Below are 16,217 nucleotides of genomic sequence, written 5' to 3' on the forward strand. Positions count from 1 at the left end.
TATTCCTCGGTTATTGTAATTATGGACAATCGCCCACGGGGATTCACTTTGCCAAACATGAAGGCAGAGCAAAAATAAACGCGTCAGCGTTAAGCTATGAATTATTTAATAATACTCGTCCACTGCAGACGATTTAGTGGTCATCAAGTTTGTTTAGTGATTTGTTTTTAGCTGCATCAGCATCCTTATAACTTTCAACTGGCTCGCCACATACAATCGATACCGCAAGAGCTTCAATAGATACCTGTTGATGCATGCTGACACTGCGCAACTTTTCAAATGCCTGATCTTCATTCAATTTGAATGCATGCATTATCTGCAGCATTGCCTTGAACACAATGCGTCGCGACTTCACCCGCTCACGCAGTTCATTTATTTGCGTATTGATCCTCTTCAATTCCTCGAAGCGGTGTTCGACCTGCATTAACGCAAGATAGGTGCCGCTCGAGCGCACAGGTTTGACCAAGAAACTTGAGACACCATTGGCCAGGCACCATTTGATCCGTTCCGGTGTTTCAGAACCCATCATTGCAATCAGTGGGATTTTTGGTTCGTTGCAAGCCCAGGGAAAAGTGAAACGCTTCTCTGAGTCCGCATCGAAGAAACACACATCAATTAAGTCCCAGTCATGACGCTGCGCAGTGTCTCGGGATTCAACCAGCATCCCCAGACGATTGAGTTGTGACTCCAGTGTTTGGCGATCGCGATCGTTCTTGTGCAAAAGTAGAACGCGGCGCCCGCGGAAAACTGGAATAGCCGCACTTTTCACTTCACCACCTGCACAGGGGTAGCAGCCTCTGATGCGTTACTTGAGTCTTTAAATACTGACCACGCGTCGACATCATGCTTGGCGTCGAACCACGCCAGATACGGATCGGGAGACAGTGGTGAGTGTCCCCCCATAATCACTTCGAATTGACCATTCTCCTCCGACCGCCCCAGCCGGGGGGTAAGTACGCAGTGGAAGTTTCCAGGGTCGACACTCACACCCCCCTGAGGCGCGTCAAAGGTGCACTCGGTAATCGCTTCACGAATGCTTGCCACATCGTGTTTCCCGGATTTTTGTATTGCTCGGGCCAGTAAGTGAACCGCGTTGTACGAAGCCTCGGCGTCTACCGACGTGACGTTTGCCGCGCCAAAGCGCGCCTTGTATTGGCTGACAAATAGGCTGTTCGCTGGACTCATGATGCTTTGGAAGTACACAGAAGATGAAAAATGGCCTGCTCGTGCTTGCGGATCAACATATTGCAATTCGGTTTCAGAGAGGTTGCAGCTCGCAATCGGAGGTGCAGGGCAATCACCCAGTTCACCTTGGCGAACGGCCTCGGTGTAGCGATTGAGAAACGCGTGCGTCGAGGCGCCGATCAAGGTCGAGAAAATAAAATCCGGTTTGAGTGCGCGAATTTCGTCAACAATCCATTCGACATCGGTGTCGTCCAATGACAAGTAGCGTTCAGCTAACAGTTCACCGCCATGTGTTTCGACGATGTCGCGCATGACCCGATTGCTTTCCCAAGCCCAGACATAGTTGGAGCCGATGGTGTAGATACGATTACCGTAAACAGAAAGCATGTAACCCGCTAACGGCACGATGTGCTGGTTAGGCGATGAGCCGATGTAGATTACGTTGTCGCTGCACTCGAAACCTTCATAGTGCGATGGGTACCAAAGCAAGGCATTGGCCCGTTCGAATACGGGGACTACTTCCTTTCGGCTGGACGAGGTGTAACAACCGACAACGTGGGTCACGCTGCGGTCTTCCAGCATGGTTTGCGCCAACTCGGTATAACGCGACAGGTCGCCGCCCGGGTCAGCAATAACCGGTTCGAAGGCGAAATCGAACTGCTTGTCAGCAGCAATTTCTTCGATAGCCAGCAATGAGCCGGACAACATGGCTTGGCCCACGGAACCGTAAGTCCCAGTGGTCGAAAACAGCAGTCCTAACGGTACCGTCTGTTTTGTCGTCGAAAGCGTCATCGTGCACCGCCATTCTTGTTGTTATCAAACGTCATAAACGAAAAAAGCCCAACAGCCAATTAAGGCATGCCGGGCTTCTTCGCCGTACCTAACCGCAAGAGCAATCAGGTAAATGTATGTTCCGATATTGACCATTAAGGTCGGCAGACTAACCAGACAAGCCGAGTTAACTGCGAAACTGATCCGAAATTACGCTCCTCACCAATAGCAAGTCAACGCCTTTGTGAAAAAATATTTCAATCCATCACGAGGACGGTAGGCGCTACTCCATCGGCGCCGCGCAGCACTATTTGCGCTCACCATAGCTACTCCTTCCTTAGCGCAAGCTCGGCCAACCACTAAAACTGGGCATCATGGCCACGCAGCTTGAATACTGCTTACACAACTGGGTCATTCGTGACTCTTTGGGTGTGCCACTCGCGACGGTGGCGATCACGATAAAAATGAACAAAGGAACATAGTAGGCGACATGATTTTTTATTTTCATTGTGAGTGCTCTTATGAACATTGAAATAAAGCTTTCTCTTTGTTCTAGAACCCTCTCCAGGCACTCAGCAGTGTTTGCCGGGCCACCTGAAGAGGTTGACTGCAATCAGCGTTCGTCGACGGTGATGATTTCCCTGCGTTCGGCCATGCTGGCCGGTATCAGGTCTTCATCGGTGAAGAACTGCTCGTACCATTCGCGCAACTGGTAAACCGGGCCGTCGGTTTCGGCCAGTACCGGCTTGTCGATGCGGACTTTATGCTTCCAGATCACCACGTCCTGGTAGAACGAGTCGCGGTTGCCCTTCACATACGCCTTGGCCACTTCCAGGTTCTGCTCTTCGGTCCAGCCCGGCACGCGTTTGACCATGCAGCCAAAGCGCAAGTCAAAGCTGTTAGCCGTCACGGGCACGTGGCTGTTGAGCAGGATGGCGTGTATACGCACATCACCGAACATCGAGCTGATCTGGGTGAAGTGGGTCGCCGGGCCGTAATACGCAGATGGCGCGATAAGGTCACCGCCCAGTCGCTCGGAGTCGCCATGGAAAATCTGGTGACCGATGTGGCCTTCGAAGATGTTGGCAAAGTATTTGGTCGGCGTGCCGTGTACCGGCCCGAAGTGCTGGGCATCCACCAGGTTATCGACCAGTTCCCGAGGGTTGGTCTCGATGTGCATGGTGTCGATGTTCCAGTCGTGGATCCACTCCGGGTCATCCATTTCGGGCAGGTGCGGAATGATCACACCCTCTTTCGGTGGACGGCCTTCAGGGTTGTTCCAGACGAACAGCAAGTTGTTTTCTTCGCAGGTCAACCAGCTTCGGGTCTTGGCTTTGGGGGGGATGCGCTTGCAGTAAGGGATCTCGACGCACTTGCCGCCGGTGTCGTATTTCCAATGGTGGAAGGGGCACACCAGCCGGTCGTTTTCGATGGTGCCCTGGGACAAGTCTGCGCCCATGTGCGGGCAGTAGGCATCAAGAATGCTGATGGCGCCCTGGCTGTCAGCAAACGCGACCAGGCGGGTACCAAAAATATTCAGGGTATGTGGCTTGCCATCGCGGTAATCATTGGCGTTGCCGAGGCAGTGCCAGCCGCGGGCGTAACGGTGGGTACGCTGGGCATTCTCGATGTTGATTTCAGCGAGTTTAGTCATTGTTATTGTTCCTCGGTTGCAGACTTCGGGGCCTGTAATGCCCCCAAGAAATACAGGGTGAGCCCTTGGTAGCCATCATTTAACAGCTGCACAAGGAGAACATCCTTCAATTGGACTAGATCAAATGCGATTAACTCGCAGTAGGCGCCACACCTACTGGCCGAAACGCCGCGCGGCTTCGGGGCCAAAATCCCGCGGGCTGAAACCCGGCCGGTTGAGCAAGTAGCCGTTACGCTGTTCGTTGATCAGGTTGAACGCCAGGTAGCTCCCGGCATTGAGGTCGTAATAAAGACCCACACCGGCTTGCGGCCGCTGGCTCTCGTAGGCGTAAAAGTAATTGACCATTGAGGTGCGCCATAACTCGCCACGGTTGTCGTAGTTGTCAGCGAGGATGGGGAACCAGGTGTCTTCATCGATGTACAACTTGCGTTTGCCATAGAGGTGGCGATAGCCCGGCTTGAGGGTGCCTTCCAGTTCCCAGACCCGGTGACGCTCGTAACGCATGGCATCCGGGTTAATGTGGCCGGGGGGCAACAGGTCTGCGTACTTGAGGTTGGCGGCATGCAAGCGATAGGTGTCGTAAGGAATGAACATTTCGCGTTTGCCAACGATCTTCCAGTCATAACGTTGACCCGAGCCGTTGAACAGGCGCACTTCGTCTACCGTGAGCGAGCCACCGCTGCCTGGGAATGACATGTCAAAACCATACCCCGGCGACTGCCGTACACGACGCGTGCCCGGGTCGTAACGCCACGCCTGACGGGGTTCGGTCTTGTCGTTCCAGAACTCGGTGCCGGTATTGATCTCGCCCTTGTCCCGCTGTGGCAGCAGCGTTTCGTTGAGGTAGAACGACGAGTTGCCGGTGGTTTCACCGATTTTGCCCGGTTGCAGCGCCGGGGCCAGGTTGCGCGAATGCACACGGCCCCAGTTGATGTTGCCGTCTTTGAGCACATAGGCGTTGTCGGAGGTGTATTCCTCAGTCCATGCACGCAAGGTGAAGGTCGAGGCATTTTTCAGCAGTTCCAGACCGCTGCGCGGCACCGGGAATGGCGTGCCGCCGGTCTTGCCGACAACGCCTTCACCGTCATCGACCAAGCGCGCCACGCTGGCGTTTTCGCGGGTGGCCTGGCACACCGAGTCGTCAAAACGGAAATCCCGGTGCGAGGGGTACACCGGCATTTTGTAAGTGCTCGGGTACAGCTTGAACAAGGCTTTTTGCCCCTCGGACAACGCGTCGCCATACTGTTCCATGTTCTGCGCGGTGATCACAAACAGCGGTTTTTCGTCGGGGTACGGGTCTACCGGATGGTTACCGGTGCCCTTGAAATCCACGTGGGGCGGTACACCCAGCCATTTACCGCTGAATGCAGGAATGCTGCCATCGGCATTACCGGCCTTTTCCGCGCCCATGCAGGTCAAGTCAGTGCCCAGCCGCGCAACATCCTGCGGCGCGGCATTGGCCAGGCCAATGGCACAGCATCCTAAAAACATCGCCAAGGCCCGGCCAGGGGGCTGATAAGTGCCGATCATTTTTATTCTCCTTTTCTGGGTTCGACATCGGTTGCCCAGTATCGACAGGCCAGGAGCGCCGCAGCATCGTCCGCACGGACTAATGCAAGTTGGCGCCGCGCAGCGTCACAGCAAGGACGCAGCCGCTTGGGGCGCGCCCAGGGCTACCACGCTGTTGAGCATGATCCGCACCAGTTCGGTTTGGCGACGCACGCCCGTCTTGGAAAAGATCGAGCGCAGGTGGGCACGGGCAGTATTACGGCGAATGTTCAGCAGCTCAGAGGCTTCTTCCAGCGACAGGCCGTTGGCCAACTCCAGCGCGAGGGCGGTTTCTGCCGGGGTCAAGTTGTACAGTTGCGAAGTCAGAACCGTACTCACCAGTGACTTGCTCACCGCATCGCGCACATACACCACCACCGTGGGTTTACCGTTGCTTTCGAGCAGTTCACGGGTGGCAATCAACTCCACCACCACCCCCAGGCTAACCTGCCCCGAGGGGCGGGAGATCGACATGGCCTCGGCTTGCTGCACACCCTGGCCAGTGCCTTGCCTGACGCGCTGAAAGGCGCTTCGCACCAGGCGTGACAATTCCCGATTGTCACTGGGGTACGTCGCCTCCAGTCGGCCACCCACGATCTTGAGGCCGTCCTGGCTGTCGAGAATCTCCCGCGCCACGGGGTTGAGTTGCAACACCGTGCCGTTTTCATCCAGCACGATGGTTGCCACTGCCAGGCGGCTGATGGTCTGTGAATACAGGCTGCCCAGTGACTCACTGCGATCCAGTTGGGCATGCAGGTGCAAGGCCCGGCGCAAATGCGGCAAGAGCATCGCGCACATGGCCCGATCGGTGTCGTCAAAACGCGGATGATCGAATGGGCGATTGATCCTGAAACGCACAATGCCGCCATCTGGCATGCGGATATCGGCTCCGAGCATGTGGTAACAATTGTGGGGCTCGCAAAACAGTAGGTAAAACGCCGAGCGGCGCCATTCGGTATCGCTGATCAGTTGATCGATGGTGAACACCGTGTCGGTGGGCAACCCGTCGAACAGGGTGGATTTGGCGTAATAGGCGTAATGGTTGATCCCGCCCTCCCCCAATTCGATATCACCCGCGACCACCATCGGCGACAGCAGCGGTTCATCCTGGACGCGCAAGATCAAGGTCACAAAGTTGGCCTTGAACAGCGTGCGTACCGCTCTCAACGAATCACTCAAACAGCGCGTATTCAAGGCCGACTCATAGATGTCGCCAATCATTTGTTCGTAATCGGCCAGCTCCAGGCCCATGTGCGCCAGGATTTGTGCATTGGGCAGACAAGGTTGCATAACCATTCCCCAGCAGCGGGCCCGACCGTCAGGCCCGCATGGTTTGAGTTGAAACAGCAGGGTTTATGGCAGCTCGAACAGGCCCGCAGCCCCCATGCCACCCCCAATGCACATGGCGATCACCACATAACGCACACCGCGCCTGCGCCCTTCGAGCAAGGCGTGGCCGACCATACGGGCGCCTGACATGCCAAACGGGTGGCCGATGGCAATCGCCCCGCCATTCACGTTCAGGCGCTCGGCCGGGATGTGCAGGGCATCACGGCAGTGCAGTACCTGGCAGGCAAATGCTTCGTTGATCTCCCATAAACCGATATCCGCGACACTCAAGCCAAAGCGCTTGAGCAGCTTGGGGATAGCAATCACCGGGCCGATGCCCATTTCTTCCGGGGCACAGCCACCGACTGCAATGCCCCGGTAAATGCCCAGCGGCGTTAACCCCCGGCGCCGGGCTTCAGCACGGCTCATCAGCAAGCTGGCCGAGGCGCCATCCGAGAATTGAGAGGCGTTGCCGGCAGTCACATACTCACCCTGCCCGATCCATTTGCCGTCCTTGCACACTGGCTTCAACGCAGCCAGGTCTTCAAGACGCGTAGAGGGCCGGTTGCATTCGTCCCGCAAGACCTGCACACGCTCATGACCATTGGCCTGGCCATCGCCGGCAAACAACAGTTTGTCCACGCTCAGGCTGACAATTTCGTCGTCAAACAGGCCATCCCGTTGCGCGGCGGCGGTGCGCAACTGGCTTTGCAGCGCGTATTCATCCTGGGCGGCGCGGCTGATGCCATAGCGCCGGGAAACAATTTCGGCGGTTTCAATCATCGGGATATAAGCGCTGGGCATTGCCTGCAACACGGCCTCTGACTGTGCGCGATAACTGTTTTTGTGCTTGGTCTGGGTCAGCGACAACGACTCCACACCGCCGCCGATGGCGATGCTCATCTCACCGCTGAGAATACTCTTGGCCGCCACACCGATGCTCATCAGCCCCGAGGCACACATACGGTCCAGCGCCATGCCCGGCACGCTCTCAGGCAAGCCGCCGGTATACGCGCACAGCCGACCGATGTTGTACGCCTGGGTGCCCTGCTGCACCGCGGCGCCCATGATCACATCCTCGACATCGGCTGGGTCGATGCCCGCGCGCTCCACTACAGCACGCACCACATGCCCGCCCAGCACCGGGGCTTCAGTGTCGTTGAACGATCCACGAAACGACTTGGCCAAGGCGGTTCGGGCAGTTGAAACGATGACAACTTCATTCAGGTCCATGACACGCTCACTGGCAAATTGGGTTGAAGGTATAACGGCTGATGGTGTCGATCACGCAACCGGGGCGCGCCTGGCCCTCGACCTCCATGGTCATGCGCACCACCAGTTGTACGGTGTCGCCCAGCAGCTCGGCGCGGATAATCTGGCCACTGCCACGCACCCGTGAGCCGACCTTGACCGGCGCCGGAAAGCGCACCCGATCGCTGCCGTAATTAATGCCCATCGCCATATTGTCGATGCGCATCAACTGCGGCATGAAAAGGTTGGCCAGCGACTGGGTCAGGTAACCGTGAGCAATGCAGGCACCAAAAGGGCCAGTGGCGGCCCGCACCGGGTCGACATGAATCCATTGGTGGTCACTGGTGGCTTCGGCGAACAGGTCGATGCGCTGCTGGTCAATGGTCAGCCAGTCGCTGTGCCCCAGGTCCAGGCCCTCGGCCGCCAACAGCGCCTGGGCCGTACTGAAAACGTGCGTCATGGGTAAGTCCTCAAGCCTGTTGCGAACTGACGGACAGCACTTCGCCGACCATGTAAGAGGCGTAATCGCTGGCCAAAAACATCATCACGTTGGCCACCTCCCAAACTTCAGCCGCGCGCCCGAACGCTTCGCGCCCTGCCAGGCTGGCCAGCAACTCTTCACTGGAGGCTTTTTTGAGAAAGTCGTGCAAGGCTATTGAGGGCGACACGGCGTTGATACGCACGCCGAATTCGGCAGCTTCCAGAGCGCTGCAGCGGGTCAGCGCCATGACTCCGGCCTTGGCGGCGGCATAATGGGCCTGCTCTTTCTGGGCTCTCCAGCCCAATACCGAGGCGTTATTGACAATGGCTCCGGCGCCACGCTGCTGCATGTGCGGCAACATGGCCCGGGTCATGCGGAACGTCCCGGTCAACGTCACATCCAGCACCCGTTGCCACTCTTCGTCGCTCATCTGCACAACGGTTTTTTGCCCACCGAGGCCGGCGTTGTTGATCAGCACATCGACCCCGCCCAGCGCATCTTCTGCCGCCGCCACCAAGGCCTGGACCTGCGCCTCGACGGTAACATCGCACAGTTGGCCAAAAACCGCCTGTAGGCCGGTCTCGGCCTTGAGCCGCTCGACCGCCTCCTCCAGACGACGCGGGTGCACGTCTGAAATCATCAGCGCCCGGCAACCCTCTTCGGCACTGCGCCGAGCCGCCGAATAACCAATACCGGCGCCGGCTGCCGCTGTAATCAACACCGACTTGCCGGCCAACAATTGATGACCGGGCACATAAGGGGGGGCTTGCTTCACAGTGTCTACCTCCGAAAATTCGATACCCCGTCTTTGTACGGAGCCGCAGGCACTGCCACATCGTCAAAATGGGGTATCTCAACCCAACAAAACGCCCCCGCCCCGTACGTCATGCAGGTATCAGCTGCCCCAGACTCTCTGGGCTTTGGTCGCCTCGGCGAGGATCGCATCGACGGCGCCGCCAATTTCGTTCACCGCCCACAACGCGCCTTTGTCACGGGTGACGCCTGTGCGCCAGCCGTCAGCGAGGGATATGCGCCCGCCCTGGCTCTCAAAGACCTGGCCGCTGACATGGGCCGACGCCGGGCTGGCCAGCCATACCACCAGCGGTGCAACGTTTTCTGCGGCCCAGGCATCAAAACTGCCATCTTCGGGTTTTTTCACCACGTCGGGCATGGCGCTCTCGGTCATCGATGTACGCGCCGCTGGCGCCAGCGCATTGGCGGTCACGCCATAACGCGCCAGCTCAGCCGCTTGCACCAGGGTCAATGACGCGATGCCGCCTTTTGCCGCCGAGTAATTGGACTGCCCCACCGAGCCTTGCAGGCCTGCGCCAGAGCTGGTGTTGATGATCCGCGCATCCACCGGCGTACCGGCCTTGGCCAGGTCGCGCCAGCGCCGCCCGAGGATATTGGCCAGGCAATAGTGGCCCTTGAGATGGACCTGCATCACCCTGTCCCAATCCTCTTCACTGAGGCTGATGAACATGCGGTCACGCAACACACCGGCGTTGTTAATCACCACATGCACTTCACCAAACGCCGCCAGTGCCGCATCGACAATCCGTTGTGCGGTCACCAATGTGGTGATGTCATCGTGGTTGGCGATGGCCTGGCCACCGTTATCGCGAATCTCTTGCGCCACCGCCTGCGCGGCTTCGCTGCGAATATCGTTGACCACCACGTTCGCCCCTTGCGCGGCCAGCGCCAGCGCGTAGGCACGGCCCAGCCCGCCGCCAGCCCCGGTGATGATCACGGTGCGGTCTGCACATATAGCCATGTTTTGACTCCTTGACAGGGTAAGCGGCCGCACGCGAATCGGCGGCCGTTGAAACATTACAAACGTTCGATGATGGTGACGTTGGCCTGGCCGCCGCCTTCGCACATGGTTTGCAGGCCATAGCGGCCGCCGCTGCATTCCAGTTCGTTGAGCAAGGTGGTCATCAGCCGTGCACCGGTTGCGCCCAAAGGATGCCCCAGGGCAATGGCGCCGCCGTTGACGTTGGTCCGCGCCGGGTCGTAATCCAGCTCTTTGGCCCAGGCCATGACCACCGACGCAAAGGCTTCGTTGATCTCCACCCGGTCGATCTCGGCCATACTCAGGCCACTTTTGGCCAACGCCCGGCGAGTAGCGGCAATCGGTGCAGTGAGATGCCAGATCGGGTCATCGCCCAGCACCGTCAAGTGATGAACGCGCGCCCGAGGCGTCAACCCATAGCGCTTGAGCGCGGCCTCGGACACCACCAGCAGCGCCGCCGAGGCATCGCAAGTCTGGCTCGACACCGCGGCGGTAATCGATGGGTACTGTGGGTCTACTGGTTGCAACTCGGCCATTTTCGCCAGGCTGCTGTGACGCGGCGTTTCATCCTGCGTCAAGCCTTGGCAGGCAACGATTTCCCGGTCAAAACGGCCGCTGGCAATGGCTGCCAGGGCGCGCTCGTGGCTGTGCAGGGCAAACGCTTCCATCTGCTCGCGAGTGATCTGCCAGTGATCGGCAATTCGCTGCGCCGCGTAAAACTGGTTGACCGGCTGCTGGCCAAACCGTGCTTGCCAGCCCACGCTGCCGGAAAACGGATCGGCAAACCCCAGCGGCTGGCCCGCGAGCATCGCCGAGGCAATCGGGATGCGGGTCATGGTTTGCACACCGCCCACCGCCACCACATCCTGGGTCCCACTCATCACAGCCTGGGCGGCAAAATGCAGCGCCTGTTGTGATGAGCCGCATTGGCGATCCACCGTGGTACCGGGCACCGTCAAGGGCATACCGGCGGCCAGCCAACTGGTGCGGGCAATATCACCTGCTTGGGCACCAATGGTGTCGACGCAACCAAAAATCACGTCGTCGTAGTCCTCGGCGGGGATCGGGTTTCGCTCCACCAGCGCCTTGAGCACATGGGCGCCCAGATCAATGGCATGGATCTCGCTCAGCGCGCCTTTGCGCTTGCCGGTCGGGCTGCGCAACGCATCAACGATATAGGCTTGGGCCATGACTCATTCCTCAAAAGTGTGTCCCGGCCCCAGGCCGGTAGTGTCGGCGAACAGGTAGCCGCTGACCCGGGTTTTATGAAAGCCCCGGTCGCCCCAGTACGCATCCAGCGCCCAGGCGCGCTTCATGAACATCTGCAAATCAACTTCCCAGGTGTACCCCATCGCGCCATGCACCTGGATGCCCTTGCGCGCAGCAATCCAGCTGGCCTCATTGGCCGCCAGACGCGCTTGAGACACCCAGATACCGGCATTGCGGTCGTTACGGGCCAGGGCATGGGCGGCGCGGTAGAGCACCGGTTTGGCGTGTTCGATATGGCGAGCGACATCGGCCAGGTGATGCTTGACCGCCTGAAAGCTGCCGATCGGCTTGCCGAATTGCTTGCGTTGCGCCACGTAGTCCACCGACAAATCCAGCATGCGCTGGGCCAGCCCCAACAGTTGCCCGGCCACCGACAGCGCGCCGCGATCGAGCATGCGCGCCTGCAAGGCAAGGCCCTGCCCGCCACTGGCGATGCAAGTGGCGGCCGACGGGGTCCAGATCACACCGCCCGGGCGCCGTGAGGCATCGATACTCGAATGGCTCTGCACCTGTACCTCTGAGCGCGGCACCAGGTGAATTTCGTCGCTGCAGCCCAGAATCAGCGCGTCGGCCAATTGCGCATCGCTGACCAGCGCATTGATCGGGTGGCTGATCGCCATGCGCAAGCTGCCGTCGGCAATGCGCGGCAACAGCTCGGCGCGGGCCGGATGTTGCGCCGGCAGATCGGTCAGCACGCCGCAGGCCACATAGGCGGTGTCGGCCAGTGAATCAGGTATGGCGTAATAGCCCAGCTCCTGGGTCATCAGCGCCCAGGTCACATCGTCCATGCCCAGACCGCCGTGGGCCTCGGGCACGGATAAAGCCGTCAACCCTTGCTCGGCTATTTTGTTGCGCAAATCGCGGGAGCGCCCGACGTCGGTTTCCCAAATTTCCCGGAGCATTTCCGGTGCGGCTTCGGTCATCAGGAAACGACTGATGGCCTCGCGGAACGCCAACTGATCATCGTTAAAAGTGAAGTCCATGGCGGTTCCTTATTTCGGCAAGCCGAGCATGCGTTCGGCAATGATGTTGCGCTGGATTTCGTTGGTACCGGCATAGATCGGCCCGGACTGGGCAAACAGAAACCCCTCCAGCCAGCCCGCTGCATCACCGGCCTCAGGGCCTTTAGCCGTCAGTTCGCCGCGCATGCCGAGAATGTGCATGGCGGTTTCGTGCATCTTCAGGTCCAGCTCCGACCAGATGATCTTGTTGATGCTCGACTCGGCACCGATATGCTCGCCACGGCTCAAGCGCCCCACCGTGTGGTAAGCCGACAGCGCATAGGCTTCGGCGCCCATCCAGGTCTCCATTACCGCATCACGCAGGCTTGGGTCGCGGTCTGCAGTGGCGCGATTGGCCTTATACAGTTCAACCAGTTTTCGCGCGGTGGCTTGAAAACGTGCCGGGGAGCGCAGCAGCAAACCCCGCTCAAATCCGGCGGTGGCCATTGCCACTTGCCAGCCCTGGCCTTCAGCACCGATGCGGTTACCCACGGGCACGCGCACATTGTCAAAAAACACCTCGGCAAACGCATCCTTGCCGTTGAGGGCCTTGATCGGGCGAATAGTCACTCCCGGTGCATCCAGCGGCACCATGACAAACGACAGGCCGTGATGCCGGGCCGAACCGGCTTCGCTGCGGAACAGGCCAAACAGCCAGTCGGCGTAGATCGCCCGGGTCGACCAGGTTTTCTGCCCGTTGATCACGTAGTGATCACCCTCGAGCACCGCCTTGCTGGTAATTGCCGCCATGTCAGAACCGGCATTGGGCTCCGACCAGCCTTGCGCCCACATGTCCAGGCTGGCGGCCATGCGCGGCAGGAAGCGCTGTTTCTGTTCCGGGGTGCCGAACTCCATCAGGGTCGGCCCCAGCAGCAACTGGCCGTTCTGGTTGACGCGCATCGGCGCGTCGGCGCCGTAATACTCTTCCTCGAAAATCAGCCACTCGATCAAATCGCAGCCGCGACCGCCCAGTTCCGCCGGCCACATCACCATTGACCAGCGGCTCTCGAACAATGTGGCTTCCCAGGCGCGGTGCTGCTCAAAGCCTTCACGGGTGTCATAGCTGGCCAAGGGCTCGGTTGGCAGGTTGGCTGCCAGCCAGGCGCGAACTTCGGCGCGAAAAGCGTTCTGTTTGGGGGTGTAAGTCAGGTCCATGGCATTACCTCAGAACTTGGCGTCGCGTTTTTCGACGAAGGCCCGACGCGTTTGCGCTGAATCCGGGCTGCTGTAGGCCTGCAGAGTGAAACCCTGCTCCCAGCGGTACTTGTCTTCCAGGTTGCCGTCTTCGATACCGTTCAAGGCCTCCTTGGCAATGCGGATCATGTCGGGGCTCTTCTCGGCGATTCTGGCGGCGATGCCCAAGGCGGTTTCGCGCAGTTGTTCCTTACTGACGATGCGCTCGATAAACCCGTATTGCAGGGCCTCGGTGGCGCCGATACTGTCGCCGGTAAAAAACAGATAGCGGACCTTCTGCACCGGGAACAGCCGCTGTAAATGTGCGCCGCCGCCCATGGCGCCACGGTCCACTTCCGGCAAGGCAAAGGTTGCGCACTCTGCGGCAATCACAATGTCTGCAGCACCCGTGATACCAATACCCCCACCGAGAACAAAACCATGCACCGCGACGATCACCGGCACCGGGTTACGGTGTACGGCCTTGAAGGTTGCGTAGTTGCCGGCATTGACCTCGACGATCCGCTCCGGGTATTTGTCCAGTTCTTTGATGTCGACACCGGCACAAAAACCGCGGCCTTCTGCGCGAATCACGATGACCCGCACCTCGGGGTTGGCGCCCAGCGCCTCGATTTGCCGCGCCAGTGCCAGCCATTCCTGGCTGTCCAGCGCATTGACCGGTGGTTTGGCGATCACCAGTTCAGCGATCCCCTGATTGAGTTGGGTAGTAAAGGCCTGATTCACAGGGGTTCTCCAATAACGGCTGACGGGATCGTGTGAAGCGGTTGGCTGCGGGCCAGGAGCGCGTCCAGGCATTGCTCGGCCTCGTTGGCAATGCCTTCGATGACCTCACGGCACGACAGCAGCTCGGCGATGGCGGCGGCGACCTGGCCGCTGGGTAAAATCCCTTCGTCCGGGGCGCCATCGACCATCGAGCGTTGCAGCAATACCGGTTGATTGGCGGCCATCACCACTTGCGACAACTGGGCCGGGTCTTCGCGCAGGGCCCGGACAAACACCGACAGCATGTGCCCCAGGCTCATGCCGGTCTGTTGCTTCCACTGCCAGGCGCTGCCCAGGGCAATGCGCAAGCGGCCAAAGGAACCGGCCCGCTCCAGGTGGTTGATAAAGCGGTTTTCGATCATGCGATGGCGCATACCATCCACCGCCGTGGTCACCCGTACCTGCTGGGGGTCATTGACCTTCAGGTAGCGCGCCAGCGTTGCGGCCGGGGTTGGCGATTCGCGGGTCATGAGGAACCGCGTGCCCATGGCAATACCGGCCCCGCCTGCGGCCAGTACCGACGCCAGGCCGCGCCCGGTGGCATAGCCACCGGCGGCAATGACCGGCACGTTGACCGCGTCCAGTACTTGCGGCAACAGAATCGAGCTGGGTACGCCGCCGGTGTGGCCGCCGCCTTCACCGCCCTGCACGGTAATCAGGTCCGCGCCGAGCTCCACAGCTTTGAGCGCGTGCTTTAAAGCCCCCACGGTGGGGATGCACAGCACATGGGCGGCTTTGAAACGGGCGATGGTCTGTTTGTCCGGGCCACGCCCGTAACTGACGGCGCGCAAGCGGTATTGAATAGCCAGATCGACACACTGTGCGGCGTTGTCCTGAAACATATGAAAGTTGAGGCCAAAATTGCTGCCCCCGGTGGCGTCGATCACCTTGCGGATTTCGCCCTCAAGGGCATCGGCGGTGATGGTCGCCCCCGCCAGAAAGCCAAAGCCTCCCGCCTGTGTCGTCGCAATCACCAGATTGGCGTCAGCCACCCAGCCCATCGCGGTTTGCACGATCGGGTAACGGCAGCCCAGCGCCTCGGTCAGCGGCGTATGCAACCAGCGGTTCATTGGCTTTTGTCCTCGGCCTGCTTGTTGGCGCGGGCCATGCCCTTGGCATCGAAGCCCCCCAGCTTGTCACCGGACAGCAGTTCGTTGTGCGCGTGGGCAAAGTGGTGCCAGGCAAACACCGCATCCATGGCCGTGCGCTTGCCTTGTAAATCTTCGACGTGGTTGATCGCCTGCTTGGTCAGCGCCAGCCCCATGCGTGGCTGCTTGGCAATGCCAGCGGCCAGGGCGTAGGTCGCCTGCTCCAGCTCTTCACGCGGGACTACGCGGTTGACCATGCCCACCTGCGATGCGCGGGCGGCGCTCATGCGGTCGCCGGTAAACAGAAATTCCTTGGCGATACGCGGGTTCATTTCATAGGGATGAGCAAAATACTCGACCCCCGGAATGCCCATGCGCACCACCGGATCCTGGAAAAACGCGTCGTCGCTGGCCACGATCAGGTCACAGACCCAGGCCAGCATCAGCCCACCGGCGATGCACGCGCCATGCACCATGGCGATGGTCGGCTTGGGCAGCTCCCGCCAGCGCCGGCACATGCCCAGATATACCTCCTGCTCGCGGGCATACAGTTGCTCGCCACCCGGTTTATTGGTGTGGTCCCACCACAAATGCGCGCGCTCGAACGGTTTGTTGATGTCCCGCCCCGGGGTGCCGATATCGTGCCCCGCAGAGAAGTGTTTGCCGTTACCGCGCAACACGATGACTTTGACGCTGTCATCGTTCACCGCCTCACGCAACGCCGCATCCAGCGCGTAAGTCATCTGCGAGTTCTGCGCGTTATTAAAACTCGGCCGGTTCAGCGTCAGCGTGGCAATACCCTCGGCCACGCTATATAGCACCGGGGTGTCCGTCTCGTAGACGGCGTTGTCCTCACGGACGATAAATTCACTGTCGCTGCTGTGCATGCTCG

General features: G+C 59.6%; 15 protein-coding genes. All 15 read right to left on the reverse strand.

What is annotated here, in order from left to right; translation table 11 throughout:
* Window positions 1-133: 133 nt before the first annotated feature.
* The 15 genes from QMX84_RS00520 to QMX84_RS00590 all read right to left on the reverse strand — a co-directional run bounded on the left by QMX84_RS00520 (window position 134) and on the right by QMX84_RS00590 (window position 16,212).
* The gene (locus tag QMX84_RS00520; protein WP_282362822.1) at window positions 134-769 is read right to left on the reverse strand and encodes an ANTAR domain-containing protein; all 636 of its coding nucleotides are present in this window, start codon (window positions 767-769) and stop codon (window positions 134-136) included.
* Window positions 766-1,977 carry a transporter substrate-binding domain-containing protein gene (locus QMX84_RS00525; protein WP_282362823.1) on the reverse strand — a complete coding sequence of 404 codons (1,212 nt, stop codon included), beginning with the start codon at window positions 1,975-1,977 and terminating at the stop codon, window positions 766-768. Before QMX84_RS00525 ends, QMX84_RS00520 begins: the two co-directional genes overlap by 4 nt.
* A gap of 592 nt (window positions 1,978-2,569) precedes the next feature.
* Window positions 2,570-3,610: a Rieske 2Fe-2S domain-containing protein gene (locus QMX84_RS00530; RefSeq protein WP_048387576.1), complete on the reverse strand. Its 1,041-nt coding sequence runs from the start codon at window positions 3,608-3,610 to the stop codon at window positions 2,570-2,572.
* 153 nt (window positions 3,611-3,763) lie between these two features.
* Window positions 3,764-5,140, reverse strand: coding sequence for a DUF1329 domain-containing protein (locus QMX84_RS00535; protein ID WP_282362824.1), 1,377 nt, complete (start codon window positions 5,138-5,140; stop codon window positions 3,764-3,766).
* A 105-nt stretch (window positions 5,141-5,245) separates the two neighbouring features.
* Window positions 5,246-6,448 carry a LuxR C-terminal-related transcriptional regulator gene (locus QMX84_RS00540; protein WP_282362825.1) on the reverse strand — a complete coding sequence of 401 codons (1,203 nt, stop codon included), beginning with the start codon at window positions 6,446-6,448 and terminating at the stop codon, window positions 5,246-5,248.
* Window positions 6,449-6,511: 63 nt separating this feature from the next.
* Entirely contained in the window at window positions 6,512-7,720 is a 1,209-nt protein-coding gene (locus tag QMX84_RS00545; RefSeq protein ID WP_282362826.1) for an acetyl-CoA C-acyltransferase, read from the reverse strand.
* A gap of 7 nt (window positions 7,721-7,727) precedes the next feature.
* Window positions 7,728-8,198: a MaoC family dehydratase gene (locus tag QMX84_RS00550; RefSeq protein ID WP_282362827.1), complete on the reverse strand. Its 471-nt coding sequence runs from the start codon at window positions 8,196-8,198 to the stop codon at window positions 7,728-7,730.
* A gap of 10 nt (window positions 8,199-8,208) precedes the next feature.
* Window positions 8,209-8,994: an SDR family oxidoreductase gene (locus QMX84_RS00555; protein ID WP_262125901.1), complete on the reverse strand. Its 786-nt coding sequence runs from the start codon at window positions 8,992-8,994 to the stop codon at window positions 8,209-8,211.
* A gap of 120 nt (window positions 8,995-9,114) precedes the next feature.
* Window positions 9,115-9,993: an SDR family oxidoreductase gene (locus tag QMX84_RS00560; RefSeq protein WP_278938450.1), complete on the reverse strand. Its 879-nt coding sequence runs from the start codon at window positions 9,991-9,993 to the stop codon at window positions 9,115-9,117.
* Window positions 9,994-10,049: 56 nt separating this feature from the next.
* Window positions 10,050-11,201, reverse strand: a complete 1,152-nt coding sequence (locus tag QMX84_RS00565) for an acetyl-CoA C-acetyltransferase (RefSeq protein ID WP_282362828.1) — start codon at window positions 11,199-11,201, stop codon at window positions 10,050-10,052.
* A 3-nt stretch (window positions 11,202-11,204) separates the two neighbouring features.
* Complete coding sequence (locus tag QMX84_RS00570; protein ID WP_262125904.1) at window positions 11,205-12,263, reverse strand: acyl-CoA dehydrogenase family protein; 1,059 nt, start codon at window positions 12,261-12,263, stop codon at window positions 11,205-11,207.
* A gap of 9 nt (window positions 12,264-12,272) precedes the next feature.
* Window positions 12,273-13,436 (reverse strand): acyl-CoA dehydrogenase family protein, encoded by a 1,164-nt coding sequence (locus QMX84_RS00575; protein ID WP_153332431.1) that lies wholly within the window; start codon window positions 13,434-13,436, stop codon window positions 12,273-12,275.
* Window positions 13,437-13,445: 9 nt separating this feature from the next.
* The gene (locus QMX84_RS00580) at window positions 13,446-14,198 is read right to left on the reverse strand and encodes an enoyl-CoA hydratase family protein (protein ID WP_262125906.1); all 753 of its coding nucleotides are present in this window, start codon (window positions 14,196-14,198) and stop codon (window positions 13,446-13,448) included.
* Entirely contained in the window at window positions 14,195-15,307 is a 1,113-nt protein-coding gene (locus QMX84_RS00585; protein WP_282362829.1) for a nitronate monooxygenase, read from the reverse strand. Before QMX84_RS00585 ends, QMX84_RS00580 begins: the two co-directional genes overlap by 4 nt.
* On the reverse strand, window positions 15,304-16,212 hold the full coding sequence (locus tag QMX84_RS00590) for an enoyl-CoA hydratase (protein ID WP_262125908.1): 909 nt from the start codon (window positions 16,210-16,212) through the stop codon (window positions 15,304-15,306). The genes QMX84_RS00585 and QMX84_RS00590 overlap by 4 nt, the downstream gene beginning before the upstream one ends.
* Window positions 16,213-16,217: the final 5 nt, after the last annotated feature.

It is taken from the genome of Pseudomonas sp. PS01297 (genome assembly GCF_029959305.1).
Classification (GTDB): domain Bacteria; phylum Pseudomonadota; class Gammaproteobacteria; order Pseudomonadales; family Pseudomonadaceae; genus Aquipseudomonas; species Aquipseudomonas helleri.